24 protein-coding genes, 4 tRNA genes and 1 pseudogene are annotated in these 26,651 nt (G+C 61.9%); 1 reads left to right on the top strand and 28 read right to left on the bottom strand.

Annotation, left to right across the window (positions count from 1 at the left end; all coding sequences use genetic code 11):
• The 5 genes from D3872_RS01845 to D3872_RS01825 form a co-directional block, all read right to left on the bottom strand.
• The coding region (locus D3872_RS01845; RefSeq protein WP_119809211.1) for an efflux RND transporter permease subunit at positions 1-2,048 on the bottom strand (2,048 nt) is incomplete at its 3' end.
• 76 nt (positions 2,049-2,124) lie between these two features.
• Complete coding sequence (locus D3872_RS01840) at positions 2,125-3,192, bottom strand: WD40/YVTN/BNR-like repeat-containing protein (protein WP_229459105.1); 1,068 nt, start codon at positions 3,190-3,192, stop codon at positions 2,125-2,127.
• 588 nt (positions 3,193-3,780) lie between these two features.
• Positions 3,781-5,130 (bottom strand): protoporphyrinogen/coproporphyrinogen oxidase, encoded by a 1,350-nt coding sequence (locus tag D3872_RS01835; protein ID WP_119809209.1) that lies wholly within the window; start codon positions 5,128-5,130, stop codon positions 3,781-3,783.
• Between the two features lie 42 nt (positions 5,131-5,172).
• A complete protein-coding gene (locus D3872_RS01830; RefSeq protein ID WP_119809208.1) occupies positions 5,173-6,927 on the bottom strand; it encodes a nitric oxide reductase activation protein NorD in 1,755 nt (584 codons plus the stop codon).
• A 4-nt stretch (positions 6,928-6,931) separates the two neighbouring features.
• Positions 6,932-7,714: a CbbQ/NirQ/NorQ/GpvN family protein gene (locus D3872_RS01825; RefSeq protein WP_119809207.1), complete on the bottom strand. Its 783-nt coding sequence runs from the start codon at positions 7,712-7,714 to the stop codon at positions 6,932-6,934.
• Between the two features lie 525 nt (positions 7,715-8,239).
• On the opposite strand from D3872_RS01825, the gene D3872_RS01820 reads away from it, so the two are divergent.
• On the top strand, positions 8,240-9,289 hold the full coding sequence (locus D3872_RS01820) for a spirocyclase AveC family protein (RefSeq protein WP_119809206.1): 1,050 nt from the start codon (positions 8,240-8,242) through the stop codon (positions 9,287-9,289).
• Positions 9,290-9,425: 136 nt separating this feature from the next.
• On the opposite strand, the pseudogene D3872_RS01815 reads toward D3872_RS01820, so the two are convergent.
• From D3872_RS01815 to fabG, 23 genes and pseudogenes are all read right to left on the bottom strand, one after another.
• Positions 9,426-10,043 (bottom strand): annotated as a pseudogene (locus D3872_RS01815) (electron transfer flavoprotein subunit alpha/FixB family protein); the annotation flags it as partial.
• A 79-nt stretch (positions 10,044-10,122) separates the two neighbouring features.
• Positions 10,123-10,196, bottom strand: a tRNA-Cys gene (locus D3872_RS01810).
• A gap of 69 nt (positions 10,197-10,265) precedes the next feature.
• Positions 10,266-10,341, bottom strand: a tRNA-Gly gene (locus D3872_RS01805).
• Between the two features lie 44 nt (positions 10,342-10,385).
• Positions 10,386-10,461, bottom strand: a tRNA-Gly gene (locus D3872_RS01800).
• Positions 10,462-10,547: 86 nt separating this feature from the next.
• A tRNA-Gly gene (locus D3872_RS01795) sits at positions 10,548-10,623 on the bottom strand.
• Positions 10,624-10,712: 89 nt separating this feature from the next.
• Positions 10,713-11,294, bottom strand: coding sequence for a CDP-diacylglycerol--glycerol-3-phosphate 3-phosphatidyltransferase (gene pgsA, locus D3872_RS01790; RefSeq protein WP_119809204.1), 582 nt, complete (start codon positions 11,292-11,294; stop codon positions 10,713-10,715).
• A gap of 106 nt (positions 11,295-11,400) precedes the next feature.
• Complete coding sequence (gene uvrC, locus D3872_RS01785; RefSeq protein WP_119809203.1) at positions 11,401-13,293, bottom strand: excinuclease ABC subunit UvrC; 1,893 nt, start codon at positions 13,291-13,293, stop codon at positions 11,401-11,403.
• Positions 13,294-13,308: 15 nt separating this feature from the next.
• Entirely contained in the window at positions 13,309-13,716 is a 408-nt protein-coding gene (acpS, locus tag D3872_RS01780) for a holo-ACP synthase (protein WP_119809202.1), read from the bottom strand.
• Positions 13,713-14,486 carry a pyridoxine 5'-phosphate synthase gene (gene pdxJ, locus D3872_RS01775; protein WP_119809201.1) on the bottom strand — a complete coding sequence of 258 codons (774 nt, stop codon included), beginning with the start codon at positions 14,484-14,486 and terminating at the stop codon, positions 13,713-13,715. Before pdxJ ends, acpS begins: the two co-directional genes overlap by 4 nt.
• A gap of 20 nt (positions 14,487-14,506) precedes the next feature.
• On the bottom strand, positions 14,507-15,307 hold the full coding sequence (gene recO / locus D3872_RS01770; RefSeq protein WP_119809200.1) for a DNA repair protein RecO: 801 nt from the start codon (positions 15,305-15,307) through the stop codon (positions 14,507-14,509).
• A gap of 21 nt (positions 15,308-15,328) precedes the next feature.
• Entirely contained in the window at positions 15,329-16,231 is a 903-nt protein-coding gene (era, locus tag D3872_RS01765; protein WP_119809199.1) for a GTPase Era, read from the bottom strand.
• Positions 16,228-17,007, bottom strand: coding sequence for a ribonuclease III (rnc, locus tag D3872_RS01760; protein ID WP_370660937.1), 780 nt, complete (start codon positions 17,005-17,007; stop codon positions 16,228-16,230). Before rnc ends, era begins: the two co-directional genes overlap by 4 nt.
• 104 nt (positions 17,008-17,111) lie before the next feature.
• The gene (locus tag D3872_RS01755) at positions 17,112-17,510 is read right to left on the bottom strand and encodes a DUF4845 domain-containing protein (protein WP_119809197.1); all 399 of its coding nucleotides are present in this window, start codon (positions 17,508-17,510) and stop codon (positions 17,112-17,114) included.
• Between the two features lie 16 nt (positions 17,511-17,526).
• Entirely contained in the window at positions 17,527-18,441 is a 915-nt protein-coding gene (gene lepB, locus D3872_RS01750; protein ID WP_119809196.1) for a signal peptidase I, read from the bottom strand.
• The gene (gene lepA, locus D3872_RS01745; protein WP_119809195.1) at positions 18,438-20,231 is read right to left on the bottom strand and encodes a translation elongation factor 4; all 1,794 of its coding nucleotides are present in this window, start codon (positions 20,229-20,231) and stop codon (positions 18,438-18,440) included. Before lepA ends, lepB begins: the two co-directional genes overlap by 4 nt.
• Positions 20,232-20,507: 276 nt before the next feature.
• Positions 20,508-20,759 carry a glutaredoxin family protein gene (locus D3872_RS01740; protein ID WP_119809194.1) on the bottom strand — a complete coding sequence of 84 codons (252 nt, stop codon included), beginning with the start codon at positions 20,757-20,759 and terminating at the stop codon, positions 20,508-20,510.
• Positions 20,760-20,827: 68 nt separating this feature from the next.
• On the bottom strand, positions 20,828-22,267 hold the full coding sequence (locus tag D3872_RS01735; RefSeq protein WP_119809193.1) for a Do family serine endopeptidase: 1,440 nt from the start codon (positions 22,265-22,267) through the stop codon (positions 20,828-20,830).
• A gap of 106 nt (positions 22,268-22,373) precedes the next feature.
• Entirely contained in the window at positions 22,374-22,700 is a 327-nt protein-coding gene (locus D3872_RS01730; protein WP_119809192.1) for a sigma-E factor negative regulatory protein, read from the bottom strand.
• 68 nt (positions 22,701-22,768) lie between these two features.
• The gene (gene rpoE / locus D3872_RS01725) at positions 22,769-23,371 is read right to left on the bottom strand and encodes an RNA polymerase sigma factor RpoE (RefSeq protein WP_119809191.1); all 603 of its coding nucleotides are present in this window, start codon (positions 23,369-23,371) and stop codon (positions 22,769-22,771) included.
• 72 nt (positions 23,372-23,443) lie between these two features.
• Positions 23,444-23,935 (bottom strand): hypothetical protein, encoded by a 492-nt coding sequence (locus D3872_RS01720; RefSeq protein WP_119809190.1) that lies wholly within the window; start codon positions 23,933-23,935, stop codon positions 23,444-23,446.
• Positions 23,936-24,072: 137 nt separating this feature from the next.
• Complete coding sequence (fabF, locus tag D3872_RS01715; RefSeq protein WP_119809189.1) at positions 24,073-25,320, bottom strand: beta-ketoacyl-ACP synthase II; 1,248 nt, start codon at positions 25,318-25,320, stop codon at positions 24,073-24,075.
• A 26-nt stretch (positions 25,321-25,346) separates the two neighbouring features.
• Positions 25,347-25,586, bottom strand: a complete 240-nt coding sequence (gene acpP, locus D3872_RS01710) for an acyl carrier protein (protein ID WP_020653257.1) — start codon at positions 25,584-25,586, stop codon at positions 25,347-25,349.
• A gap of 179 nt (positions 25,587-25,765) precedes the next feature.
• Positions 25,766-26,503 (bottom strand): 3-oxoacyl-ACP reductase FabG, encoded by a 738-nt coding sequence (gene fabG / locus D3872_RS01705; RefSeq protein WP_119809188.1) that lies wholly within the window; start codon positions 26,501-26,503, stop codon positions 25,766-25,768.
• Positions 26,504-26,651 lie beyond the last annotated feature (148 nt).

Raw genomic sequence — 26,651 nt, 5'->3', positions numbered from 1 at the left:
CCGAGGCCAAGTTTGACCATCAGCGCCTCGGCAAGAATGGAGGTGAGCACCAGAGGCAAGACGGCGACGATGGTGGCGCGCCAGCTGCGAAAGGTCACCAGGCACAGCACGATGACCGCGGCATAGACGTAATACAGCATCCGGTAGTTCGCATGCTCGACAACAAAATTGGTCCCTGCATCGACTCCGGCGTTGCCGGCGGCAAGGAGAAATTGCCGGTCAGCCGTATTGTGCGCGAGCGCGAAGGCCTGGGCGGCGGCGACAACGCGATTCAGCGTTTCCGCCTTGTGATCGGACAGGTAGGCCAATACCGGCATCAAGGAACAATCCGCATTCAGCAATTCGCTGTTCCAGTTGAGTGCATTGCCAATCTGCGGGTCGATCAGCGTCTGGCTGTCGCTGACCGTCAGCCATTTCGGATTGCCCTCGAACGATCCTGATGTATAGGCACGAACGACATCCGCCATCGACTCGGTTTTCTGAACACCGGGTACCTGGGCCAGCGCCCAGCTCAGCCGATCCGCTTCAATCAGCGACTCTCTCATACCGCACTTGTCCGGCGCAGTCTTCACCATCACTGCGAACACGTCGCTGGAAATGCCATAGTTCGCGGTGATATACGCGTTGTCCTTGTTGTAGCGCGAATCGGCACGCAACTCGGGCGCGCCGGCATCCAGGTCGCCGACCTTGATGTCCCGGCTGACGACGTAACCGCCTACGCCCAGGATCGCGGCCACCACCACGGCGCCCGTCGCCCAGCGCCTTTCGGTAAACCGGTCGAGCCAGACCCAGATCCGGCCGAGACCGCGGCCGGCCGTTTCCTCATTTTCATCCTTCAAGCTGCGCTTGGCAGCCTGAGGGCTGACACCAACGTAGGAGAGCAGTACCGGCAACAGGATCAGATTCGTGAAAATCAACACACCGACCCCAAGACTGGCCATCATCGCCAACTCGCGAATCACGGGAATATCGATCATCATCAGCACCGCAAAACCTACGGCGTCGGCCAGCAGCGCGGTCATCCCCGCGAGGAACAGCCGGCGGAAGGTGTAGCGTGCCGCGACCCACTTGTGCGTGCCGCGCCCGACATCCTGCATGATGCCGTTCATCTTTTGCGCGCCGTGGCTGACGCCGATGGCAAATACCAGGAACGGCACCAGAATCGAAAACGGATCCAGTCCATTGCCGGTCAGGACCACTAGTCCCAGTTGCCAGCAAACGGCCACCAATGAGCAGAACAGCACCAGCGCGGTGCTGCGGATGCAGCGGGTGTAGAGATAAATGACCAGGCTGGCGACCACGGCGGCGATGAGAAAGAAAGTCATCACTTTCTGCAAGCCGTCCATCAGGTCACCCACGAGTTTGGCAAAGCCGATCACGTAGATATTGACCTTGGCCGACCCATCCGCCCCTGTGCTGTACTTCGCGCGGATTTCCTCGATCTTTTTGGACAGTGCGTGGTAGTCGATCGGTTGACCTGCCGCGTCCTTGTCGATCAAGGGTATGATGATCATGCTTGACGTCAGATTGTTCGCCACCAGACTACCGACGACGCCGGCTCGGCCGATGTTGAGCCGCAATTCACGAATCGATTCGGGCGAGCCATTGAACGTACTTGGCAGCACCGGCCCGCCGACGAACCCCTCCTCGGTCGCTTCCGTCCAGCGCACCACCGGCGTAAAAATCGACTTCATCCAGGCGCGGTTGACGCCTTCAAGCAGGAACACCTCATCGTTGATTTTCCCCAGCGTGTTCAAGTACTCGCGGTCGAAAATATCCCCTGTGGGGTTTTCCACTACCAGCCTGATCGAATCGCCGAGGCCCCGCAGCTGGTCGCGGTTCTCGAGATAATTCTGGATATACGGACTGCCTTGCGGCAGCATTTTTTCGTAACTCGCGCTGACCTTCAGATCCTTCAACTGGAAGGCAAAAAAGATGGTCAGTAGAAGGCACAGCAGCGTTACCCAGCGCCGGTGGTTGAATATCAACTGCTCCAGCTTATTGCCGGATCGCTGATCAAAATCAGTCCGATCTGCAATTACCGCCATGGATTGCATCCTGCTTTCGTCTCTCACTGTGTCGATCCTCACCAAATAGTTCAATTAGCGCTGTGCTGGGTGTCCCTCAAGGGAGCAATTCGACCTTCGCGCCCGTCGCGCCGACCACAACGAGCTTGCCCTGCCCTGCTGAGGCAACGCCGTAATAAGGCATCGGCTGCGCCGATTTCCTTGTGTCGAATGTCGTGCCCCGGTCGCCGCTCGTCCGGACCTCGCCTGCCTGGGTTACGATGACGATACGTCCCCCGGACAGCACGGTGCCGCCGCTGATGCCGGCAGTGGTACCCGGGCTCAGCTTTTCCCACAACTTGCCGCCATCACCGCTGCGCAGCAAACTGCCGCGCATCCCGTAGGCAAGTAAGTCCGTGCCGTCTGCAAGCAGACCGAACAGTGTGCCGGTGTAGGGGGTAGGAATCGCGACAAAGCGCTTCAGGGCCGCGTCGAGCCGCCACACCATGCCCCGCTCACCCGTTAAGTAAGTGTTGCGACTGTCGCTGGAGATCGAATAGAAGTGCAGCTCCCTCGGGTTGTCCGTGCGGTGCATCCACGGCTCCCAAGTCTTGCCGCCATCATCTGTATGGAATATCCGGTTGAATGTACCAACCGCAAAGCCCGAATTTTCGTTGTCGAACCGGATATCGAGCAGAGCCTGCGTATTGCCTTCGGCGACGACGGCCGTTGCCTGACGCGCGGCACGAGCGAAATCCGCATCCGCAGCCGAGCTGGTGGAGCCTGCGTAATAGCGCGCGACAAGCGCGGCCGCTTGCCGTCCATCGAGCTGCTTGACCCAGGTTGCGCCACCGTCGCCCGAGTGCAGCACGACGCCTTCGTGGCCGGTCGCCCATCCGTTCTTCGGCGAAGGGAAAGTGACGGCGACGAGGTCGCTGCTGACGGGAACACGCGCCTGTGTCCAGCTCTTGCCCTCGTCGTCGGAATACACGATATGGCCGCGCAAACCCACCGCCACGAGCCGATCGCCTGCGCGGGCAATGGCCAGCAGGGGCGCGGTCGCCGCAAACTTACTCGACACCGCTGGTGTGTCGACCGGCCCCCGGTAAGCAAGCGCGCCCCAAGAAGCGCACAGCGTACCGCCCAGAAAAACGAGCCTGGCAACGCGCATCACATGATTGTGCATTTGGACGCGCTCCTGAACCTGGGTTGCTTTTTCATTACAGTGTCTCCTCGCTGGGATGCGCTGATTCTCCAGTAGTCAATAGCGCATCGTTTTGATATCTAGCTTATTATTCATTACCGTACTATATATGCAATTTACTATGCGACCTAGGCGATGTCAAGAAAATCTACAACTCGTTTCCGCACCGACCTTCGAGGACGGGCATATCGGGCAGACGCCGTCGTGCCGGGTTGCGAGCGCAGCTCTTGTTGATGAATTGGTGGAAAAGCAGCGAAGCCATCGTCGCGCGCCAGTCCGCGCGCGCGGCATTCTTGGCGCGCTAGCCGGACGCGGTTGCCTCTCGGCCGTGTGCGTTGCGGCGCACCTGCCGCGCAAACGGGTCGATCATGCACTGGCGGTGCGCGAAGGCGCTTGGCTGCGCGGCCGCGCGCCGTCATTGACCGCTTGATACCGACCTTGGCGCGCCTGTTACGTTGCACGCCATTGCGACGCTGCGCACCACTTTCGGTCGCATGCGCGATGGCAAACCGGCTGCAGCGCTGCGGAGGCTGCAATTTTTAATGCGATATGCTGTGTGAAGCAGTCGGACTATGGAAGATCGGCCGCAGCTTGTCGAGCCCGCATTTCCAGGATGGTACGGGCCGCCTTTTGCCCACTGACCACTGCCGCGTTCATTCCTGACAGAACGAAATAGTCGCCGGCCAGCGCCAGGTTGTAAAAGCCTGCGGCCGCACGCTCAATTTCGGCGACTGCTGCGGCGCCTCCGACGCTGCGGCAGACACCTGAAAATGGCCAGCGCTCCACATGGGCGACCTCAATCAACGAAGCGTCGAGTTCAGGGACCACGCGCCGCGCCTGCTCAATGGCGTCGCGGATCACGCTCTCGTCGTCCGCATCCATGCGCGCGCGACTCCATGCGTCCCGCCAATACAGGCTTAGCGCGCCCTTGCCCAGCGGCGCGCGTCCGGGCCCCTTGTTATGCTCAAACACGACAGTGGTGAGATCTGGCGCCTCGCTCTCGGGAGGGAAAACCACCAGTACGTCGCCGCCAATGCGCTTCGATAGTGCAAAATGGACGTTCACACTACATGAATAGGGCTGCGCCGCAAACGCCGCCTGCAATGCGAGCGAGCGTGGTTGCAACAGGGCCGCTGCATCAAGAGGCGGCACCGCCAGCACCGCCTGGCGGAATGTTTTAGAGCGGATTTCGCCACGCTCATTCCAGCAGACGCGAACCCCTTCGGGCCCGTCTTCAACGGACAGGACGCGTGCCCCCATGACTGCACGCACGGCGCTTGCGAGTGCATCAGGTACCCGCTGCAGGCCGGCATCGAGAGCGAACATCGTCGGCGCGAAAATCTTCAGACTGCAGAACAAGTCGACGGCCGGCGTATCGCCGGGATCGCGCTGCCAGAGCGCTCGAATGAGCGGGCCGATCAGATACTCATGGATCTCGGCATTGAGTTCACGCCCAGAAAACGACCCGACAGTCTCGGTATCGGCGTCGGTCAACCTCGCGATGCTCTCGAAATTCATTCGCGGCCAAAGCCGCAGCATCGGCTTGGCAAGTTTGCGCAGGCGCCATTTGCTCGCCCATGAAAGCAAGCCGGTGTTCAGCAATGCAGCGGGCCGCCCCGTGTCAAGTACATGAAGATGGCCATTTCGCGGCACGCCGAAACGGATCGTGCCGCGCGTGAGTTCCTTGGAAAGTCCTAGTTCGCGCGCCATCTGGGCCATCACAGCGTAACTTCCCAGCATGGCGACAGCACCGGTATCGACGATGCAATCACCTAGCTTCACGCTCTTTACCCGGCCGCCGAGTCGGTCGCCCGCTTCCAACACGAAACAGGAAACCCCGGCCTGCCCAAGCCGCCAGGCAGCAATCAATCCGCTCAGTCCGCCACCGATCACCACAACGTCCGCACTCGATTCGCTCATGCTACTTGTCCCGTCCGTATTGTAGTAAGTAGGAACAGCGCGTCATCGCGATGCCGTCTCTTCCAGGACCGCACTCGCATCGCTGTGACGAACTTTGCGCTGCGAGACCGAAGCGAGTGCAAAGGCGCATACTTGTCGAATCCGCCGAGCAATTTGGTCCACATCATCGACCAGCAGAAGATTGGCTGCACCGAACACTTTTTTCAGTTTTTCGGCCTCTTGGCTGCCGCCGATACAGACGCATACGCACGCCGTACCGGCGGCCTTGGCTTCGGCCAACGCCTTGCAGGTATCCTGCTCGGCATATTCCCCCTCATAGTCCTGGTCGTAGGAGAAGCCGTCCGTAATCAGGATCAGGAGCCGGTTTGGCAGGCGCATCTCCGTGCGCAACACACGGTCGGCGTGGCGAATCGCCGCGCCGCTGCGGGTATAGCCGAGCGGTTGTAACTGCGCAAAGCGTTCTGCAACATGACCGCTCCAGCGTTCCTCGTGTCCCTTGAGACGCGCCAGCCGGACCAGCTTGCGGCCCCAGGACTGGAAGCCGTAGAGCGCCACCCGATCCCCCAGCTGGTCAAGGGTCTTGGCGATCTGATAGGCGGCGCGCAGGTGCTGGTCAAATACGGATACGCCCCGATGGTTCTTTTCCTCGGTTGAGCCGGAGACATCCACAATCACCATCGTGCCGAGATCACGGCGAGTGCGCCGGCTGGCGCGATACACGTCCTGAGCGGCAGGCGTATGCCCCGCAGCGAGATCGATCGCACAGTCGATCAGGCGTCCTACGTCGAACTCGCTGCCTTCCCGCTGGCGGCGATGCATCTCATAGTCGAGGCCAAGCCGGCTCAACTCCCGTCGCAACGTTCGCGGCGGCGCTTCAAGCACGTGCCCAAGATCGAGCGGTCCGTCGGGTCGCCAAGGGTCGACGATATCAACACAGACCCAATCCTTCCGATAGCCTTGACGGTGGACGTCCCACTCGGGATACAGGGCGCCGGCAGATTGGCCGCGGATTTCGAACTCGGGGAGCCCGAATGGGAGTACTGCCCTGATGGCGTGAACGCCGCGACGCCACGCCCGCTCGATCTGCCCGATCGCCACCTCTGAGCCAGCGCCGTCCGAGGGGATATTTTCACGGCTGCTGCGCCCTTGTGCCATCCCGAGCAATTGATTGAACAATTTCGCGACGGGTCCTGCGTTCGTTGGACCATTAAACAAACGCGAAATAGCGTCGCTTTCGTCCTCCTCGTCCTCGTCCGCTAACTTGGGGCTTTCATCGCCTCGTTCGATGTTGCCAGCTTGCTGCTTGCGGGTGAGTGCAGCGAAGCCGTCTTGCGCCACCGAGGTACGCAGGGCCGCGAGTGGCCGCACGCTGCCGACAAAGTCCGGAATTTCGCCAAGTGCTCTTTCCGAGAGCGCCACGGACGCCGACTCGTCGGCACTATCTGTCAGGGGACGCCGCCGGTTCAGCGCCGGATGGCGTGCAAATGCCGGCGGAATGCGCGATTCGATCAGCGCCAGTGCACGCAGCATCTCAAGAAAAGCGTAGCGACGGCTCGCCTGCGGCCTACCGATCAGGCGGCGCATGGTGGCTGGTTGGAGTGACCCGGCAGCAAGCAACAGCGCCTGCGCGACCACGGTACGCCAAACCTCGCCGCCCTCTCCTGCTGGCTGTCGCGGCACCACGATGACCTGGCCATCGCAATACGAGCACGTCTCGTCGCCCATCGCAACGTGCACCAAGACGCGTCGCCCGGCGATGGCACTGGCGAGAAATACGTACGGGCCAAAGTCATCCATCGAATTAAGCGACGTACGCCTTGACTAATTCGAGTAGCTGGCGCGTGGCTACCGGATCATCGGTCAGCGGACCGGCGATCGCAGCCTCGGCTGCCTCGCGCAACGGCAGGCCTGCTTTGATCAACAATGCCGTCGACACCAGCGTGCGCGTCGATGCGACCTCTGCCAGGCCTTCATGATCTAGCGTGCGGATCGCCTGACCCATGCGCACCAATAAATCCGCCAACGCCTCGTCGATACCCGTCTCATTGCATAAGATCTGCACTTCGATGGCTGGATCCGGATAAGCAAGTTCGATCGCTACCATACGCTGGCGTGTGGATGGCTTGAGATCCTTCAACACGCTCTGATAGCCAGGATTGTAGGACACCACGAGCATGAATTCATCCGGCGCCAGCAGATGCTCGCCCAGGCGTTCCACGTTCAGCTCGCGCCGATGGTCGGCCAGTGGGTGGACGACCACCGTCGTGTCGGCGCGCGCCTCGACGACTTCATCCAGATAACAGATAGCGCCGGTGCGCACCGCGCGGGTGAGGGGACCGTCGAGCCATTTTGTATCGCCGCTTTGCAAAAGGAAGCGCCCAACCAGGTCGCCCGCAGTGAGATCCTCATGGCACGCGACCGTGATCAGGGGCCGGGCCAATTCTTCGGCCATGGTCTGCACGAAGCGGGTCTTCCCGCAACCTGTCGGACCTTTGAGTAGCACCGGTAAACCACATTGCCAGGCAGAGCGAAAGACTTCTTTTTCCCTTCCGGTAGCGATGTAAGTTGATTGTCGTTTTGTCATGCGGAAAATCTCCTAGCGGGGGGATCGTTGCATCCCGGACCAAGGCGCTTGGCCTCATGAAGTATGCTGAAGTACGATAAGCTAGCTATTTAAATTTGTCAAGAAACTACGAATCGATTCTTTGTTGCCGACCAGGCACGCTCTCAATCAGGCAAAGTAAAAGTTGACGACTCCATACGGCGTATAGTAGCGTGCACATACAGTACGCTTGAGAATAATTCGATGGCGTATCAAATATCCGGCGCTACCTGAGCCGTGACGAAATCGATGGCGACAAGCCCACGCAATGCATCGCGTGTCGCCCCAAGCGAACGCGGCTCCCGTTGGGTTTAAAGGTAGGGAGATCGGGGTGTTGGGTGGCTGTAATTGTCAGAGGCCAGAAAAGTGGCCGGTGGTCGAGATGTTGACGTTGACTCTCCGATCGAGAAGGAAACTTTGCAACGACCAACTATAGGTCGATCGTGGAAAACTACTCCAGCTTATGCGGAGATTTATCTATTTAACTTGAAATTCTTGGAGATAACAATGACAACTCAGCTTGAGGGCAAGATGCTAACAGGCATCAAAAAAGGGATCATTTTTCGTGATAAGCCTCCCGAGGCAGGTACTACATGGGCCATCATCGGCGTGGTGTTTCTGGTCTATTTCCTCTACGTGATGGGTTCCTGGATTACATCTTCCGATTTTGCCCGAACCATGCCAGCTTCGCCTGTTCCGGATGAAATCAAGTTCAAGATGAATCTGCTGCAAGTGGTCACCTGTTTCATCACCGTTTTAACCATATATTACTTCGTGATAAAGCCCAAATTACGAACGGGTCGCTTTTCCTTCCTTGCCATCTTCATGTTTGCGCACATCACCACCTTAGTGCATGACCCTCTTGGAAACTATTCCGCGGTTCATGTGGCATATAACGCCTATCCGATGAACATGGGCTCATGGGCCAATTTCATTCCGGGCTATCTCACTCCCAACCAAAACCTGATGCCGGAATCATTTTTCATGATGATGCCGCCGTACATCTGGTACAACTGCATGCTGTCGGCCGGATTCGCCTGGGTCTGGCGCAAGCTAGCCGAACGCTTCCCGCAGGGAGGCACTCTGATCGTCATTGCGGCAGTTTTCATCGTCATGATGGTCGCGGACTTGGTCGCAGAGTTTGGGTTTATCCGCTCGCACGGCTATTCCTACATCGGTGGGATCCAGTCGGTGAGCCTGTGGTCTGGCACGATGTTCCAGTTCCCGCTCTACATTCCTGTGCTGACGGCCATGCTTACAATGGGCTTCACCACACTGCTTTATTATCGCGATGACAAGGGCGAGTCGTGGGCTGACCGCGGGATTGGTAAATTGAAATTGTCCGACAGCGGGAAGACCTTCGTTCGGTTCCTCTCATTGACAGGCGCAATGCACATGATCAACCTCGTTACCTTCTGGATGCCGCTGCAGTTTTTCACCATGAACGGCGATACCGCTCCGGCGACTACTCCCAGCTATATAATAAATAACATTTGCGGTGAAGGTACTCCCCATCCATGCAACGGTGCCAATTTCAATCCGCGCCGCAGCAATTAGGATGTTCGTCTACACACCACCAGCGGATCGCCCGGTCCATGCGGCTCCGGGCGCCGATTCTGCAAATAAATTAGGAAGCATTTCCATATGATTCACTACTGGATAGTCAAGCGTCGTCGTATTTCAGCGGCCGCACCTACAGCGTCGCGGTCAGTTCCGGCGGCACGCTGAACAAATCGGCCACCAGGCCGATATCGGCAGTCTGGAAGATCGGCGCCTCGGGGTCCTTGTTGATCGCGATGATGGTTTTCGAATCCTTCATGCCGGCCAGGTGCTGGATCGCCCCGGAGATGCCGACTGCGATGTAGAGCTGGGGTGCAACGATCTTGCCGGTCTGCCCGACCTGGTACTCGTTGGGCATGTAGCCGGCATCGACCGCCGCGCGCGAGGCGCCGACGCCGGCGCCCAGATTGTCGGCACGCGGCTCGATCAGTTCGCTGAACTTCTCGCCCGAGCCGAGCGCGCGTCCGCCCGACACGATCACCTTGGCAGAAGTGGGCTCGGGGCGCGCCGATTGCGACATGGCGGCGCCGACGAACCCGGACAGGCCGGCATCGCCCTCGCCGCCGAGCGTCTGCACGGTCCCGGTGCCACCCTCGCGCGGCGCGGCGGCGAACGCGGTGCCGCGCACGGTGAGCACTTTCTTGATATCGATCGAGCGCACGGTGGCGATTGCATTGCCGGCGTAGATCGGGCGGGCCTTGCGCTCGGTTTCAATGAGAATATCCGGCAGCTCGGCTTTTCCGAGCTCCGAATACAAAAAAGCCAATCTCCTTAATGACGATTGGCTTTTTTGAGTTAGCTCAATTGATGATAATTTGAGCATGCTATTCTGGAGGCGAGGACGGGAATCGAACCCGTCTAAACGGCTTTGCAGGCCGCTGCATAACCTCTTTGCTACCTCGCCAGAAACTTTGCTGCACAGCTTGGGGGCTGTAAGAAAAAACGCGGCCTGGCCGCGTAGTTTCAGGAATTCTGGAGCGGGAGAAGAGTCTCGAACTCTCGACCTCAACCTTGGCAAGGTTGCGCTCTACCAACTGAGCTACTCCCGCATTGGAGCTTACTATTCACTACACCACGACTGCATCCAGCGAACTGGAGCGGGAGAAGAGTCTCGAACTCTCGACCTCAACCTTGGCAAGGTTGCGCTCTACCAACTGAGCTACTCCCGCATTTGCAAGACAGGGATTATCTCAGAAATGAACTACTTTTCAAAGGATAACCTGAATCTTTTACTACGACGCTTTCTCCGGAAAACTGGAGCGGGAGAAGAGTCTCGAACTCTCGACCTCAACCTTGGCAAGGTTGCGCTCTACCAACTGAGCTACTCCCGCGTCGTCACAACAGGCAAGCATTATAGAGGATATGAACGGGTTGTCAAGGCGACTCATGCATTCTATTTCTTCCGCACCTCTATTGCCGGTTACATCACGCCCGAACGTTCCTTGATCAGCGGCCACGCCAGGCGCAGGTAGTAGAACATCGACCACACCGTCAGGATCGCGGCGACCACCATCAGGTAGGTGCCGACCGTCTGGGTATCGATGAAAGTGAACAGGCGGTCGTGGTACAGCAGCAGCGGGATCGCGGACATCTGCGCGGCGGTCTTGATCTTGCCGAGCGAGCTGACGGCGACCGAACGCGATGCGCCGATCTGCGCCATCCATTCGCGCAGCGCCGAAATGGCGATCTCGCGGCCGATGATGATGAAGGCGATGAAGTGGTCGACGCGGTCGAGGTGCACCAGCACCAGCAGCGCGCCTGCCACCATCAGCTTGTCGGCCACGGGGTCGAGGAAGGCGCCGAAGGCGGAAGTCTGGTTCCAGCGGCGCGCGAGGAAGCCGTCGAACCAGTCGGTCACCGCGGCGATGACGAAGACCAGCGTCGCGGCCAGGTCCTGGTCGGAACGCGGAAGCCAGTGAAGCGGGAGGTAATACACGCCAACGACGAGGGGAATCAGCGCTACACGCAACCAGGTCAGGAGAATCGGGATGTTAAAAGGCATAGAAGCAGCAACTGTTTAGCGATTGGAAATACTTGTGCCGCTAGTCTACCTTGGTACCGGTGTTTTAACCAGTTTGCTCATGCATATGGCGGGTGGCCGCGTCAATTCAATGCAGCTGCCTGTAAATCTCCTCCGCCAGCGCGTTGGAGATGCCTTCCACGGTCATCAGGTCTTCCACGCTGGCGTCGATCACGCCGCGCAGGCCGCCGAAGCGCGCCAGCAGCTTCTGGCGGCGCTTGGCGCCGATGCCTTCGATCTCCTCCAGCCGCGAGGTATTGCGCGCCTTGGCGCGCTTGGCGCGCATGCCGGTGATCGCGAAACGGTGCGCTTCGTCGCGGATCAGCGCCACCAGCATCAGCGCCGCCGATTCCTTGCCCAGCTCCTTCGATGGACGGCCGTCGGCGAAGATCAGCGTCTCGAGGCCGACACGCCTGCCCTCCCCCTTGGCCACGCCGACGATCAGGCCGATGTCGAGCCCCAGCTCCGAAAACACCTGGCGCGCCATCTCGACCTGGCCCTTGCCGCCGTCGACCAGCACCACGTCCGGCATCACGCCGTCGCCGTTGGCCACCTTCTCGTAGCGGCGCTGCAGCACCTGGCGCATCGCGGCGTAGTCGTCGCCCGGCGTGATGCCGTTGATGTTGTAGCGCCGGTACTCGCCGTTCTGCATCGCATGGTGATGGAACACCACGCACGACGCCTGCGTCGCTTCGCCCTGGGTATGGCTGATGTCGAAGCATTCGATACGGACGGTGTCGAGGTCTTCGGCCTCCAGCCCCAGCACGTCGGCCAGCGCGCGCGTGCGCGATTGCTGCGAACCCTGCTCCGAGAGCAGCCGCGCCAGCGCGATCTCGGCGCCCTTCTGCGCCAGCTCCAGCCACTGGCGGCGCTGCCCCTGCGGCTGGAAGACCAGGTTGATGCGGTGGCCGCACTGCTCGGTCAGCGCCATGATCAGCGCCGGCTGGTCGAACTCGATATTCAGGATCAGCGTGCCCGGGATGAAGCTGCCGCCGTAGTGCTGCGCCATGAATGCCGCCAGCACTTCAACTTCGATCGGCGCTTCCGCGATGGCGGCGGCGTCGCTCACATGGGTCGGGAAGTAGGCGCGGTCGCCCAGGTGGCGGCCGCCGCGCACCATCGCCAGGTTGACGCAGGCGCGCCCGCCCTGCACCACTACCGCGATGACGTCGACGTCGGCGTCGCCGGTGGTTTCCATGCTCTGCGCGTGCAGCACGCGCGACAGCGACTGGATCTGGTTGCGCACGCCGGCGGCCTGCTCGAACTTCAGTTCCATCGCGTAGGCCTGCATCTTGGCTTCCAGGTCGGCCAGCACTTCGGACTGGCGGCCGCGCAGGAACCTGGCGGCGTTGTCGACGTCGACACGGTATTCCTCGACGCTGATCGCGTCCACGCAGGGCGCGCTGCAGCGGCCGATCTGGTGCAGCAGGCAGGGGCGCGTGCGGTTCGAGTACACGCTGTCCTCGCAGGTGCGCAGCATGAACACTTTTTGCAGCACCTGCATCGATTCCTTGACCGCCCACGCGCTAGGGAACGGCCCGAAGTACTGGCTCTTCTTGTCGACCGCGCCGCGGTAGTAGGCCATGCGCGGCACTTCCTGGCCGCTGATCTTCAAGTACGGATAGGACTTATCGTCGCGGAACAGGATGTTGTAGCGCGGCTTGAGCGTCTTGATCAGGTTGTTTTCCAGGATCAGCGCTTCGGCCTCGCTGCTGGTCACGCTCGTCTCGAGGCGGGCGATGCGCTCGACCATCATCGCGATGCGCGGGCTCGACAGGTTCTTCTGGAAGTAGCTCGACACGCGCTTCTTCAGGTCGCGCGCCTTGCCGACGTAGAGCACCGCGTCGTTGCCATCGAAGTAGCGGTACACGCCCGGCAGGTTGGGCAGCTTCGATACGGTGGCCAGCACCTGCGCGCGCGCATCCGCGGTGGGAACCGGGAGTTCTTCGGGGCTGGTCGCGTCGGATAGTGCTTCTGTCATTCTCTTTACCTGCCGTCAGGCGCGCGGCTCCGGCTCTTGCGTCACGATGACGAAGGCGACGCCGTAGTCGGCTTCGTCGCTGATCGACACCTGCGCACTGAGCCTGTGCGCGCGCATGAATTCTCCAAGGGCGCCGCTGCACACGATCACCGGCTTGCCGCCGGGTGCGTTGAGCATCTGCGCCGAGCGCCAGGTCATGGGCATGCGCATACCCAGCCCGATCGCTTTCGAAAACGCTTCCTTGGCCGAAAAGCGGGTGGCCAGGAAGCGCAGTCCGCGCGCCTCGACCTTAGCGCGGCGCGAGTGGAATTTGACCAGCTCCTCCGGCCCCAGGATCTTTTCGGCGAAACGGTCGCCGTTGCGCGCGAGGGCTGCCTCGATGCGCGAGATCTGGACGATGTCGGTGCCGATCCCGTAGATCATGGCTGCTGGCCGAACGCAACGCCAAGGCGCGCCGCCACCATGATGGCCTTCATCTCGCGCACGGCGTTTTCCCAGCCGGCGAACACCGAGTGCGCGACGATCGCGTGGCCGATATTCAGTTCGCCGATATCGGAAATCGCGGCGATCGCCTGCACGTTGGTATAGTGCAGGCCGTGGCCGGCATTGACCTTCAGGCCGTGTTCCATGCCGGTACGGGCACCGGCCTTGATGCGTTCCAGCTCGTACGCCAGTTCGTCGCCGTGCGCCTCGGCATAGCGGCCGGTGTGCAGCTCGATCACCGGCGCGCCCACCGCCGCGGCGGCGGCGATCTGTTCGGCGTTGGCGTCGATGAACAGGCTCACGCGGATGCCCTCGCACTGCAGCTGGCGCACCGCCTTCTCCACTTCCTTGTAGTAGCGCACCACATCCAGCCCGCCTTCGGTGGTCACTTCCTCGCGCCGCTCGGGCACCAGGCAGACGTCCTGCGGGCGGATGTTGCAGGCGAAGTCGATCATCTCCTGCGTGACCGCCGCTTCCAGGTTCATCCGGGTCAGCAGCTTGGGGCGGATCGCGACCACGTCGGCATCCTTGATGTGGCGGCGGTCTTCGCGCAGGTGCAGCGTGATGACGTCGGCGCCGGCCTGCTCGGCCAGCAGCGCGGCGCGCACAGGGTCGGGATAGACGGTGCCGCGCGCATTGCGCAGGGTCGCCACGTGATCGATGTTGACGCCCAGGTCGATGACCGGGCCGGTAGGCTGGAGGAAGCTCATGGCGTATTTGTCTTGGTTGTCTAAAGCTGCAGCAGGTCGATCAGGATCTGGCGCGTGTTCAGCGGCGCGCCGCCCAGCTGGTGCGCCAGCAGGAAGCGCATCAGCTGCTTGCTCTGCACCTGCGTCGCCTGGTCGGTGTAGTTGTCGTTTTCCATGTCGATCAGCGTCTTGCCGCTGACCACAGGCCAGGTGTCGGATACCCGCGCCATGCGTGGCCCGCGTTCGGGATCGACCACGTAGTCGCTGTCCACCTCCACCGGCCCGCGCGTGCTGGTGCAGCGGGTCAGGTCGGCGGCAACGCCCGTCTCCTTAAGTAAGGCCCGTTCGAATTTTCGCAAGACCGTCTGCGGCGGTTCGCCATGGGCCAGCTGGTTCAGGGTGGAGACATAGTGATCGAACAATACCGGGTGCGGGTCGTCGCGCGCGGTCAGCTTGACCAGCAACTCGTTCAGGTAGAAACCGCACAGCAGCGCGGTTTTCTCGAGCGGCAGCATGCCGCCCACCCATTCGGCGTCGATCAGCGTGCGCAGTTCGGACCGGCCGGTCCAGGAGGCGGACAGCGGCTGGAAGGTCTGCAGCGCGCCGCGCAGCTTGGAGTGCGGGCGCTTGGCGCCCTTGGCGACGACGCCGATGCGGCCGTAGTCGCGCGTGAACACGTCGACGATCAGGCTGGTTTCTTTGTAGGGATAGCTGTGCAGGACGAAGGCCGGCTGGCCCAGGACGCGACGGCCGGCGTCCCGGTGTTCCGCCACCCGCGCGCGGCTGCGCTTCGGCGCTGCAGCTGGCGCGGTGACGATCGGTTCGGCGTCGAGGGTGGGCATGCCTGTGGGTGGGCCCCGCGCTTACTCGTAGCCGTAGGCGCGCAGGCCCGCTTCGTTGTCGGCCCAGCCGGAGCGGACCTTGACCCAGATCTCCAGGTACACCGGGCCGCCAAACAGCTTTTCCATGTCCAGGCGGGCCTGGGTGGATACCTCTTTCAGGCGCGCGCCCTTGTTCCCGATGACCATCGACTTGTGGGTGTCGCGCTCGACCAGGATGGCGGCGAACACGCGGCGCAGGTCGCCCTCCTGCTCGAACTTCTCGATCAGGACGGTGCTGGTATACGGCAGTTCGTCGCCGACGAGGCGGAACAGTTTTTCGCGCACGATCTCGGAGGCGAGGAATTTCTCGCTGCGGTCGGTGATGTCGTCCGGCCCGAAGATCGGCTGGTTCTCCGGCAGGAAGCGCTTGATCTCGTTTTGCAGCGCTTCGAGCTGAAAGCGCAGCTTGGCCGATACCGGCACGATCGCGGCGAAGTTGAACTTGGACGCGACTTCCTGCGCGAACGGCATCAGCGCGGCCTTGTCCTTGACCCGGTCGGCCTTGTTGATCACCAAAATCACCGGCACGCCGGACGGCAGCAGGTCGATCACCTGCTGGTCGGCCGGGCCGAAGGTGCCCGCTTCGATCAGGTACAGGATCACGTCGGCCGAAATGAGCGTGTTGGTGACGGTCTTGTTCAGCGTGTTGTTCAGCGCGTTCGAGTGGCGCGTCTGGAAGCCGGGCGTGTCGACGTAGATGAACTGGGCGTCGTCCAGGGTCTGGATGCCGGTGATGCGGTGGCGCGTGGTCTGCGCCTTGCGCGAGGTGATCGACACCTTGGCGCCGACCAGCTGGTTCATCAGCGTCGATTTGCCCACGTTGGGGCGGCCGACAATGGCGATATAGCCACAACGGAAGTTGTCTGGGGTAGTTGTGGTGTTCATGCTGACTTCGATTCTGGATGTTTGGGAGCCTTGGCGTCGGCGCTTGCCGCCTTGGCTGGTGCCGCGGCCGGCGTGTCCGCCTCGCCGCTGCTGCTCTGGATGGTGGCGATGCCGGCCAGCTTGAGCTGGGCGGCGCGCGGCTTGGCCTTGCGCGAGGCGCCCGGCGCCTTCACCAGCGCCTGTTCGGCGACGTCGAGCGCGAGGCGGGCCGCGGCCTGCTCGCCGGCGCGGCGGCTTCCGCCGCGGCCGTAGACCTGGATGCCGAGCTTGGGCACCAGGCATTCGATCTCGAATTCCTGGCTGTGCGCGGCGCCGTGGGTGGCCACCACGTTATACGTCGGCAGCGGGATTTTTTTACTTTGCAAAAATTCCTGCAGCAGGGTCTTGGCGTCCTTGCCCAAGGTGCGCGGGTCGACCGTGTCCAGGATCGGGATGTAGAAGGCGCGGATCACGTCGCGCGCGGCGTTGAAGCCGGCGTCGAGGAAGATCGCGCCGAGCAGCGCTTCGAGGGTGTCGGCCAGGATCGACGGACGGCGGAAACCGCCGGACTTCAGCTCGCCCTCGCCCAGGCGCAGGAACTGCGACAGCTCCAGCTTTTGCGCGATCTCGTACAGCGACTGCTGCTTGACCAGGTTGGCGCGCAGGCGCGACAGGTCGCCTTCGTCGAGCGCGTTGAAGCGTTCGTACAGCACCGAGGCGACCACGCAGTTCAGTATCGAATCGCCGAGGAATTCGAGGCGCTCGTTATGCAGGCTGCTATGGCTACGGTGCGTCAAGGCTTGCTGCAACAGGCCAGCATCCTGGAACGTGTAACCTAGGCGTGTCTGCAATAACTGTAAATTCATCGTCGGTATTCTTCGTTGAAGCCTTGTTTGAAGCCTTACTCCGTGGCCGGCTTGTGGGCGACCGCGCCGCTCGGGTCGGTAGTGCCTTCGAACTCCAGCAGCAGGCTGGCGTTCGCTACCAGCGGGATACGCTTTTCGTAAGCGAAGCTGATTTCCGTATCGCCGGTTTCCTTGCTGACGACCAGGTCGCGTCCGGAGATGGCGTCGATATCGTTGACGTCGGCGTTCTTGTCGAACCACATGCGCATTTCCTGCGGCGAGCCGCCGGCTTTCTTGGCCAGCTTGATCGCGTCCTTCGCCGCACTATACTCCGCAAACGCAGGGATGGTTTTCATCGCGAAGATCCCAAGCGCGCCCAGGATCGCCAGCACGAAGATCAGACCGACCAGCGAGATGCCGCGCTGTGCGTTGCTAAAAATATAAGAACGGTGCATGTTTGCTTCCTTCAGACTAGTTTATCCCGCCAATGCGTTTCGGGTTACTAAAGTTCATCCAAACGAAGAACGCCTTGCCGACAATGTTCTTGTCCGGGACAAAACCCCAGTAACGGCTGTCGAGACTGTTGTCCCGATTATCGCCCATCATAAGGTAATTGCCCGCAGGTACGGTACAGGAAAATTTTTCGTAGGAAAAATCGCAAAGCTCGCGGCGGGCGAAGTTTTCCACGCTGGCCACTTCGATGCCCGGCTTGTTTTCCGTGTTCAGGACGCGGTGCGGCACGCCGGCCAGGTTTTCCACCAGCTGCTTGTGGTAGATCGGGCGCTCGTCGTCGAGGTAGTCGTCCATCTGGGTGTAGGCGACCGGCTTGCCGTTGACCGTCAGGCGCTTGTTTTCATATACGATCTTGTCGCCCGGGACGCCGATGACGCGCTTGATGTAATCCTGGGACATGTCCTTCGGATACTTGAACACCATCACGTCGCCGCGCTGCGGGTCGCCCACTTCGATGACCTTCTTGTTGATCACCGGCAGGCGGATGCCGTAGGTGAATTTGTTCACGAGGATCAGGTCGCCCACCAGCAGGGTCGGCACCATCGAGCTGGACGGGATCTTGAACGGCTCGTACAGGAAGGAACGCAGCACGAACACCAGCGCGATCACCGGAAAGAAGCTGCCCGAGTATTCGATCCAGGTTGGCTGGCGCAGCAGCGCCGCTTCGATGGTGGCGCGGTCGATGGTGTCGACCTTCAGTCCCTCGGCGGTCAGTTTGGCGCTGCGGTCGTCGATCGCGGCCAGCGCCTTGTCGGCGGCGATGCGGCGCTGCTTGGCGAAGTAGAAGATGTCCAGGAACCAGATAATGCCGGTCACCACCATGGCGACGAAAAGGATCAGTGCGAAATTCCCCAGGATCAGCTGCAAGTTCATTTATCGTCCACTTGTAAAATTGCCAGGAATGCTTCTTGTGGAATCTCGACCGAGCCCACCTGCTTCATGCGTTTCTTGCCGGCCTTCTGCTTCTCGAGCAGTTTCTTCTTGCGGCTGATGTCGCCGCCGTAGCACTTGGCCAGCACGTTCTTGCGCAGGGCCTTGACGTTCTCGCGCGAGATCACGTTGACGCCGATGGCGGCCTGGATCGCGACGTCGAACATCTGGCGCGGGATCAGTTCGCGCATCTTGGCTGCCACCTGGCGGCCGCGGTAAGGCGCGTTGGCGCGGTGGACGATGATCGCCAGCGCGTCGACCTTCTCGCCGTTGATCAGCATGTCGACCTTGACCACGTCCGAGGCGCGGTTTTCCTTGAACTCGTAGTCCATCGAGGCATACCCGCGCGAGGTCGACTTCAGCTTGTCGAAGAAGTCCAGCACGATCTCGGCCATCGGCATTTCGTAGATCAGCTTGACCTGGCGGCCGTGGTAGCTCATGTCCATCTGCACGCCGCGCTTGGCGATGCACAGCGTGATCACCGAGCCCACATACTCCTGCGGCATGTACAGGTTGACGGTGACGATAGGCTCGCGCACTTCGGCGATCCTGGTCGGTTCCGGCATCTTGGACGGGTTGTCGACCTTGATCACCGAGCCATCCTTCATCATCACCTCGTACACCACGGTCGGCGCCGTGGTGATCAGGTCCATGTCGAATTCGCGTTCCAGGCGTTCCTGCACGATCTCCATGTGCAAGAGGCCGAGGAAGCCGCAGCGGAAGCCGAAGCCCAGCGCCTGCGATACTTCCGGCTCGTACATCAGGGCGGCGTCGTTCAGCTTGAGCTTTTCCAGCGAGTCGCGCAGCGCGTCGTACTGGTTGGCCTCGACCGGGAACAGGCCGGCGAACACCTGCGGCTGGACTTCCTTGAAGCCCGGCAGCGGTTCGCTGGCGGGACGGGCCACGTGGGTGACGGTGTCGCCCACCTTGGCGGCCTTCAGTTCCTTGATGCCGGCGATGACGAAGCCAACCTGCCCTGCCGAGATCTCCGGCAGCGACACCGAACGCGGGCTGAACACGCCGACGCTTTCGACCAGCTGCGGCGAACCGGTCGCCATCAGCAGGATTTTCTCTTTCGGTTTCAGGGTGCCGTTGATCACGCGCACCAGCATCACGACGCCGACGTAGTTGTCGAACCAGGAGTCGACGATCAGCGCCTGCAGCGGCGCGGCCGGGTCGCCCTTCGGCGGCGGCACCTTGGCGATCAGCGCTTCCAGCACGTCCTCGACGCCCAGGCCGCTCTTGGCCGAGCAGCGCACCGCGTCGGCCGCTTCGATGCCGATCACGTCTTCGATTTCGGAGATCGCGTTGGCCGGATCGGCGTGCGGCAGGTCGATCTTGTTCAGCACCGGCACCACTTCCACGCCCAGGTCGAGCGCGGTGTAGCAGTTGGCCACGGTCTGGGCTTCCACGCCCTGCGACGCGTCGACCACCAGCAGCGCGCCTTCGCAGGCCGACAGCGAGCGCGAGACTTCATAGCTGAAGTCGACGTGGCCCGGCGTGTCGATCAGGTTCAGGTTGTACACCTCGCCGTTGCGGGCCTTGTAGTGCAGCGCCGCGGTCTGTGCCTTGATGGTAATGCCGCGCTCGCGCTCCAGGTCCATCGAATCGAGCACCTGCGCCTCCATGTCGCGGTCGGACAGGCCGCCGCAGATCTGGATGATGCGGTCGGCCAGGGTCGACTTGCCGTGATCGATGTGCGCGATGATGGAGAAGTTACGTATGTTGTTCATTAACAAAACTCAAAACCAGTAGGAAGGACGTGGGCCGAAGCCGGGGCGCGCAATTGCAGCGCCATGTAAAAAAAGCGCTCCGAGGGGGGCTTGGCAGTCCCCAGGCGAGCGCCTTATCTGTCGAACAAGCTGTCATGGCGACGCCGCAACTTTTCCGATCACCCGCATTTTACCGGATTTCAGGGTAGAAAGCCCGGTTTATAGAGGGCGCGCACCCTGCGCTCGCCCAAAACGGCGCAAAAGTTTGAGTTTTTAACAACAAACCAGCGGCGCGACTCACGCCGTGGCGGCGATATGGGCGCGCACCGCCGCCTCGTCCAGGAAGTAGTGGCACAGCTCGGGCTGGCCGGGGTCGCCGAACAGCACCGGCACCAGTTCGTCGAAGCGCGCCACCAGGGCCTCGTCGGGGTCGACGTCGATCACGTCGACCTCGAAGCGCAAGGACTCGGTCTGGAGGGCATTGAGGGCGTTGAGCATGTCTTCGCACAGGTGGCAGTAGGTACGCGAGTAAAGGGTAAATTTAATCATGGATGCGTGAAGGAGGCTGGGGCCGCACGGCTCCCCTGCCCGGTTGGAATCTGGTTGCTGGAGCCTGCTTACTGGCGCGGCTTGATGACTTCGAAGCGCGTCACATTATCACGCCGCACCAGCAGGGCGACGCTTTTTTTCGGATCGAGCCTGGCGGCCATGGCGTTGAACTGGCGCGCGTCGGTGATGTCCACATTGTCCATCTGCAGGATCACGTCGCCGTGGCGCAGGCCGGCGCGCGCCGCCGCGCCGGTGGCGGTATTGACCAGCACCCCGCCCTGCACGCGCAGCGCCTTGTGCTGGGCCGCGGTCAGGTCCGCCACGGCCAGGCCGAGCGGGTTGGCGGCAGCATCCGGCGCCGGCTTCGTCGGCGCGGCCTTGGCGGGAGCGTCGTCATCCTCCATTTCGGCGACACCGACCGCGATGTCCTGCTGCTGGCCCTTGCGCCACACGGTGACGACGGCGCGGCTGCCGATCGGGCTGGCGCCCACCAGCCGCGGCAGGTCGGCACTGCGCTCGATCGCCTGGCCGTTGTACTTGAGGATGATGTCGCCGACCTTGATGCCGGCCTTTTCCGCCGGGCCGCCCGGCTCCACCAGCGACACCTCGCCCCCGCGCGCCTTGCCCAGGCCCAGCGATTCCGCCACTTCCTTGCTTACCTCGCCGATCTGCACCCCCATGCGCCCGCGCGACACGCGGCCGCTTTTCTTCAGCTGCTCGGCGACCCGCATCACCTCGTCGATCGGCACCGCGAACGAGATGCCGCTGTAGCCGCCGGACAGGGTGGCGATCTGCGAGGTGATGCCGATGACTTCGCCGAGCATGTTGATCAGGGGCCCGCCCGAATTGCCGGGATTGACCGCCACGTCGCTCTGGATCAGCGGCAGGTAGTCGCCGGTGTCGCGCGCCTTGGCCGAGATGATGCCGGCGGTGACCGAGTTATCCAGGTTGAACGGCGAGCCGATCGCGATCACCCACTCGCCCACGCGGATGCGGCCCGAGTCGCCCACCACCAGCGACGGCAGGTGCGCCGCGGCGACCTTCAGCAGCGCCACGTCGGAACGCTTGTCGGCGCCCAGCACCTTTGCCTTGAATTCGCGCCGGTCGGTCAGCGTGACCAGCACCTCGTCGGCGCCCTCGACCACGTGGGCGTTGGTCAGCACGTAGCCGTCCGGCGAAATGATGAAACCCGAGCCGACGCCGCGCTGGACGTCGTCCTCGCCGCCACGGCGCCCGCGTCCGCCGGGCACGCCGAAGAAGCGGCGCAGGAATTCCTGCATTTCCTCCTCGCCCGGCCCCATCTGCGCCGGCTTGACCCGCTCGGTGGTGCGGATATTGACCACAGCCGGCCCCACCCTTTCGATCAGTTTGGTAAAGTCAGGCAGGCCGGTCACCAGCGGCGCTCCCGCTTGCGCGGCGAGGACGGAAGCCGGCAGCGGCACCAGGGCCGCGCAGGCGAGCAGCAAGGCCGACAACAACTTGCTACCAGTGTAGAAATTGATGTTCATGGTGACGTACGGAAGGAGGCGGGGATTGAGCCCATGTTAAGGCAAATTCCGCAATGCTGTCGCGTAGGCCACGAAGCGAACGCAGCAGCTGGACTGTGACCCGGCCTCAGGAGGCCCCGACAATCGACGGTTTCACCGTCACCTCAGCCGGCGCGCCGTCGCCCGGCCGCGCCGCCGCACCGATGGCCGCCCGCTTGCCCGGGACCGGCGCCGGCTCCGCATCCAGCCGAACCGCCAGCTTTGCCGCAAACTCGCTTGACAGCTCCGGCGTGGCCTGCGCCCTCAGCGCATCGGCGATGCGGAAGTAGGTATTCCACGCATTCTGCCCATCCGTCGTCTGCAGCGCGGCAAAGGCCAGCTCGACGTCGGCCTTGGGCAGTTCTCCGTCAGACAGCGCCGAGATGTGCTCACGGATTTTTTTATGGGTGTCCATCAGTAGTTCCCATCACATTGGGTGTGTGATCCAGAATTGCTAACCGAGTGTTACGATCATCGCCACACCTAGTGTCGCTTGTCAACCGGAAAATCGAGAAGCGGCCTCAACTTTTCTGCGATGACCTCGCGCGCCCGGAAAATACGGCTGCGAACCGTGCCGATCGGGCATGCCATGACTTCGGAAATCTCTTCGTAGCTCAGCCCTTCAATTTCGCGCAGGATGATCGCCGTTCGCAATTCCAGCGGCAGCGCCTCCATCGCGGCATTGACCGTTTGCGCGATCTGCTTGCTTGCCAGCAATGACTCCGGTGTATTAATGTCCCGCAAGCATTCCGCATCGTCAAACGCTTCGGCGCGCTCGGCATCGACCTCGGTCGAGGTCGGGGCCCGCCTTCCCTGTGTGACGAGAAAATTCTTCGCCGTGTTGATTCCTATCCGATACAGCCACGTATAAAACGCCGAATCACCCCGGAAATGCCGCAAGGCCCGGTACGCCTTGATAAACGTTTCCTGCACCACGTCCTCGGCCTCAGCCGGATCATGGACGAGGCGCGAGACGAGGCGCATCAGCCTGCGCTGATACTTGCCAACCAGTAGGTCGAACGCCTTCCGGTCACCCGCCTGGACGCGCTCAACCAGCAGTTGATCACACTCGCGTTCTGTCGTCACTGACCATGTCCTTCGTGGCTGCGGCGCGGGCGCGTTCCTTATATGCGTAAGAGTTTGCCCGTTGCAATAAGTTCAAAGTATTTTGTGGGGGTCGAAAAAATCCTGGTCCTGCGCTGCGTGCCCGCCGATTGCCCGCACCGCGACCGCCAAAGCGCGGAACTGTTGCGCGCCCACGCAGTCCGGCAGCACGGCCACCGGCGCCGTTTTCCCGCCTTCCGATCGCACCAGCAACAGCATCGAACCGGGCCATATTGTCGAGCCCGGCAACAGGCGGGACAGCGTGTTGTGCCGGGCAGTTCCCCCTGTGTCCTGTTGTACCGTCACGCGCATTTCGCCGAGTCCAGATATATCAATCAGGCGCTTGTTTCCGGGGCAGGCGCAGGCGTGCGCCGCGGCTGCCGCCACCACCAGGCAGCAGGCGGCGATGGCGTGCGGCGCGGCAAACGCACCGGCGCCTGGGCCAAGCAGGTACAGCGCCGCGCCCAGGTTGAGCGCAGCGTGGATGGCCAAAGCCGCGCGCAGCAAACGCGAGGGCTTGACGACGGCGGAAACCGCGATGGACATGTGTGTGGGGTGAGGCTGGCGCGCCGGCGCAAACGCGCCGTGCGCAACGCGCCGGCAGAAACACAAACGCCGGCAGGATGCCGGCGCTTTTTCAGTGCGCCCGTCCGTTTGACCGGGCCGGGCGCATCAGGTTCCGCTTAGATTTTACCGAGGACCAGGGTCCCGTTGGTGCCACCGAAGCCGAAAGAGTTTTTGACCGCGATGTCGATCTTCATTTCACGCGCCTCGTTGGCGCAGAAGTCCAGGTCGCAAGCAGGATCCTGGTTGAAGATGTTGATCGTCGGCGGCGACACCTGGTGGTGCACGGCCAGCGCCGCGAACACTGCCTCGAGGCCGCCGGCGCCGCCCAGCAAGTGGCCGGTCATCGACTTGGTCGAGTTGACCACCAGCTTCTTCGCATGGTCGCCGAAGGTCTTCTTGATGCCCTGCACTTCGGCCACGTCGCCCAGCGGCGTCGAGGTACCGTGCGCGTTGACGTAGTTGACCTGGTCCAGGTTCACTTCCGCATTCTTCAGTGCCGACACCATGCAGCGGCTGGCGCCGCTGCCGTCTTCGACAGGCGAAGTCATGTGGTACGCGTCCGCGCTCATGCCGAAGCCAAGCAGCTCGGCGTAGATGCGGGCGCCGCGCGCCTTGGCATGCTCATACTCTTCCAGCACCATCACACCGGCGCCCTCGCCCAGCACGAAGCCGTCGCGGTCGCGGTCCCATGGACGCGATGCGGTCGACGGATCGTCGTTGCGCGAAGACAGCGCACGCGCCGAGGCGAAACCGCCCAGGCCCAGCGGGGAAATGGTGGCTTCCGCGCCGCCGGCGATCATCACGTCGGCGTCGCCGTACTCGATCAGGCGGCCGGCCGCGCCGATGCTGTGCAGGCCGGTGGTGCAAGCCGTCACGATCGACAGGTTCGGGCCGCGCAGGCCGTATTTGATCGACAGGTTACCGGAGATCATGTTGATGATCGAGGCAGGCACGAAGAACGGGGAGATACGGCGCGGACCGCGCTTGTCGTAATCTGCCTTGGTTTCTTCGATCAGCGGCAGGCCGCCGATGCCCGAGCCGACGATGACGCCGATGCGGTCGGCATTCTCTTCGGTCACCGCCAGCCCCGAGTCCTGCAACGCCTGGATGCCCGCAGCCATGCCGAAATGGATAAAGGTATCCATGTGGCGAGCTTCCTTGGCGGGGATGTAATCCTCGACATTGAAGCCCTTGACCTCGCCGGCAAAGTGGGTCGAGAACGTGGACGCGTCAAACTTGGTGATATTGGCGATGCCAGACTTGCCGGCCAGGGCGGCGCTCCACGTCTCGGCAAGCGTGTTGCCGATGGGTGAGACGGCGCCAAGGCCGGTGATAACGACACGACGGTTTCGTGAACGGCTCAAGCGATTCTCCCGAAAACTATGAAAGCTTAGGCCTTGACGTGCGCAGTGGCGTAGTCGATTGCCTGCTTCACGGTCGTGATCTTTTCAGCCTGTTCGTCAGGGATTTCCATTTCGAATTCATCTTCCAGCGCCATCACCAGTTCAACGGTGTCGAGGGAATCAGCGCCGAGATCATCGACGAACGACGATTCGATCTTGATGTCCGCTTCGGCAACACCCAGTTGCTCAGCGACGATTTTTTTAACGCGTTGTTCGATATCCGACATGTTTTGGCTCCATTTGTGTGTGTTACGGAAAGTGCGCGCATTTTATCAGGTTTGCGCGATTAAAAACTAATTTCGGCGCTTGACGCGAATTCAACCGAAAGTGCTGCTAAATGATGAGATTTTGCCGCCATCGAGCCGCGGTTTCCGCCACGTCCCAAGCAGGGGCGGCGCCGGCCCGATCAATTCATGTACATGCCGCCATTCACGTGCAGCTCGGTGCCCGTGATGTAGGCAGCTTGCGGCCCCGCCAGGAAGGCAACGGCGTGGGCGATATCTTCCGGCGCACCCAGGCGTGCCAGTGGAATCTGCGTCAGCAGCGCGGCGTGCTGGTCTTCCGACAGGGCGCGGGTCATGTCGGTGTCGATGAAGCCCGGCGCCACGCAGTTGACGGTGATGTTGCGGCTGCCAATCTCGCGCGCCAGCGCGCGCGTCATGCCCGCCACGCCGGCCTTGGCCGCCGCGTAATTCATCTGGCCAGGATTGCCGGAAGCGCCCACCACCGAAGTGATGTTGATGATACGCCCTTGCCTGGCTTTCATCATGCCGCGCAATACAAGGCGCGACATGCGGCCGACCGCGGTCAGGTTGGTCGAGATGACGCTATCCCACTCCTCGTCCTTCATGCGCATCGCCAGCTGGTCTTGCGTGATGCCGGCATTGTTGACGAGGATGGACAGGCTGCCGAAGGACTTCTGCACGTCGTCGACGACGGCGCCGCACTGGGCCGCGTCGGTCACGTTGAGCACGACGCCCTTGCCGCCGAATTCGGCCAGGTAGCCGGTGATCGCCGCGGCGCCCGATTCGGACGTTGCGGTGCCGACCACCTTGGCGCCCTGGCGCGCCAGCTCGAGCGCGATGGCCTTGCCGATGCCGCGCGATGCGCCGGTAACGAGGGCGACTTGGTTCTGCAGGTTCATGGGTATCCTTTTATTCCGTGGTTCTTGTTCTAATTTTTTTGACAGCTTACGCGCTCATCGACGCGAGCACGCGTTCGAGGGAGGCCTGGTCGACCAGCGCTTCGCCGGCCAGGTTGGCGTCGATGCGCTTGGCCATGCCGATCAGCAC

Origin of the sequence: Massilia cavernae (assembly GCF_003590855.1) — a bacterium.
GTDB lineage: Bacteria > Pseudomonadota > Gammaproteobacteria > Burkholderiales > Burkholderiaceae_D > Telluria_A > Telluria_A cavernae.
This window is presented reverse-complemented; position numbering and strand designations above follow the sequence as displayed.

Excerpts from the sequence above, each read along its gene's own strand:
- D3872_RS01840 (WP_229459105.1), bottom strand. The coding sequence starts at position 3,192 with ATGCACAATCATGTGATGCGCGTTGCCAGGCTCGTTTTTCTGGGCGGT.
- D3872_RS01835 (WP_119809209.1), bottom strand. The coding sequence starts at position 5,130 with ATGAGCGAATCGAGTGCGGACGTTGTGGTGATCGGTGGCGGACTGAGC.
- D3872_RS01830 (WP_119809208.1), bottom strand. The coding sequence starts at position 6,927 with ATGGATGACTTTGGCCCGTACGTATTTCTCGCCAGTGCCATCGCCGGG.
- D3872_RS01825 (WP_119809207.1), bottom strand. The coding sequence starts at position 7,714 with ATGACAAAACGACAATCAACTTACATCGCTACCGGAAGGGAAAAAGAA.
- D3872_RS01820 (WP_119809206.1), top strand. The coding sequence starts at position 8,240 with ATGACAACTCAGCTTGAGGGCAAGATGCTAACAGGCATCAAAAAAGGG.
- pgsA (WP_119809204.1), bottom strand. The coding sequence starts at position 11,294 with ATGCCTTTTAACATCCCGATTCTCCTGACCTGGTTGCGTGTAGCGCTG.
- uvrC (WP_119809203.1), bottom strand. The coding sequence starts at position 13,293 with ATGACAGAAGCACTATCCGACGCGACCAGCCCCGAAGAACTCCCGGTT.
- acpS (WP_119809202.1), bottom strand. The coding sequence starts at position 13,716 with ATGATCTACGGGATCGGCACCGACATCGTCCAGATCTCGCGCATCGAG.
- pdxJ (WP_119809201.1), bottom strand. The coding sequence starts at position 14,486 with ATGAGCTTCCTCCAGCCTACCGGCCCGGTCATCGACCTGGGCGTCAAC.
- recO (WP_119809200.1), bottom strand. The coding sequence starts at position 15,307 with ATGCCCACCCTCGACGCCGAACCGATCGTCACCGCGCCAGCTGCAGCG.
- era (WP_119809199.1), bottom strand. The coding sequence starts at position 16,231 with ATGAACACCACAACTACCCCAGACAACTTCCGTTGTGGCTATATCGCC.
- D3872_RS01755 (WP_119809197.1), bottom strand. The coding sequence starts at position 17,510 with ATGCACCGTTCTTATATTTTTAGCAACGCACAGCGCGGCATCTCGCTG.
- lepB (WP_119809196.1), bottom strand. The coding sequence starts at position 18,441 with ATGAACTTGCAGCTGATCCTGGGGAATTTCGCACTGATCCTTTTCGTC.
- lepA (WP_119809195.1), bottom strand. The coding sequence starts at position 20,231 with ATGAACAACATACGTAACTTCTCCATCATCGCGCACATCGATCACGGC.
- D3872_RS01740 (WP_119809194.1), bottom strand. The coding sequence starts at position 20,759 with ATGATTAAATTTACCCTTTACTCGCGTACCTACTGCCACCTGTGCGAA.
- D3872_RS01735 (WP_119809193.1), bottom strand. The coding sequence starts at position 22,267 with ATGAACATCAATTTCTACACTGGTAGCAAGTTGTTGTCGGCCTTGCTG.
- D3872_RS01730 (WP_119809192.1), bottom strand. The coding sequence starts at position 22,700 with ATGGACACCCATAAAAAAATCCGTGAGCACATCTCGGCGCTGTCTGAC.
- D3872_RS01720 (WP_119809190.1), bottom strand. The coding sequence starts at position 23,935 with ATGTCCATCGCGGTTTCCGCCGTCGTCAAGCCCTCGCGTTTGCTGCGC.
- acpP (WP_020653257.1), bottom strand. The coding sequence starts at position 25,586 with ATGTCGGATATCGAACAACGCGTTAAAAAAATCGTCGCTGAGCAACTG.
- fabG (WP_119809188.1), bottom strand. The coding sequence starts at position 26,503 with ATGAACCTGCAGAACCAAGTCGCCCTCGTTACCGGCGCATCGCGCGGC.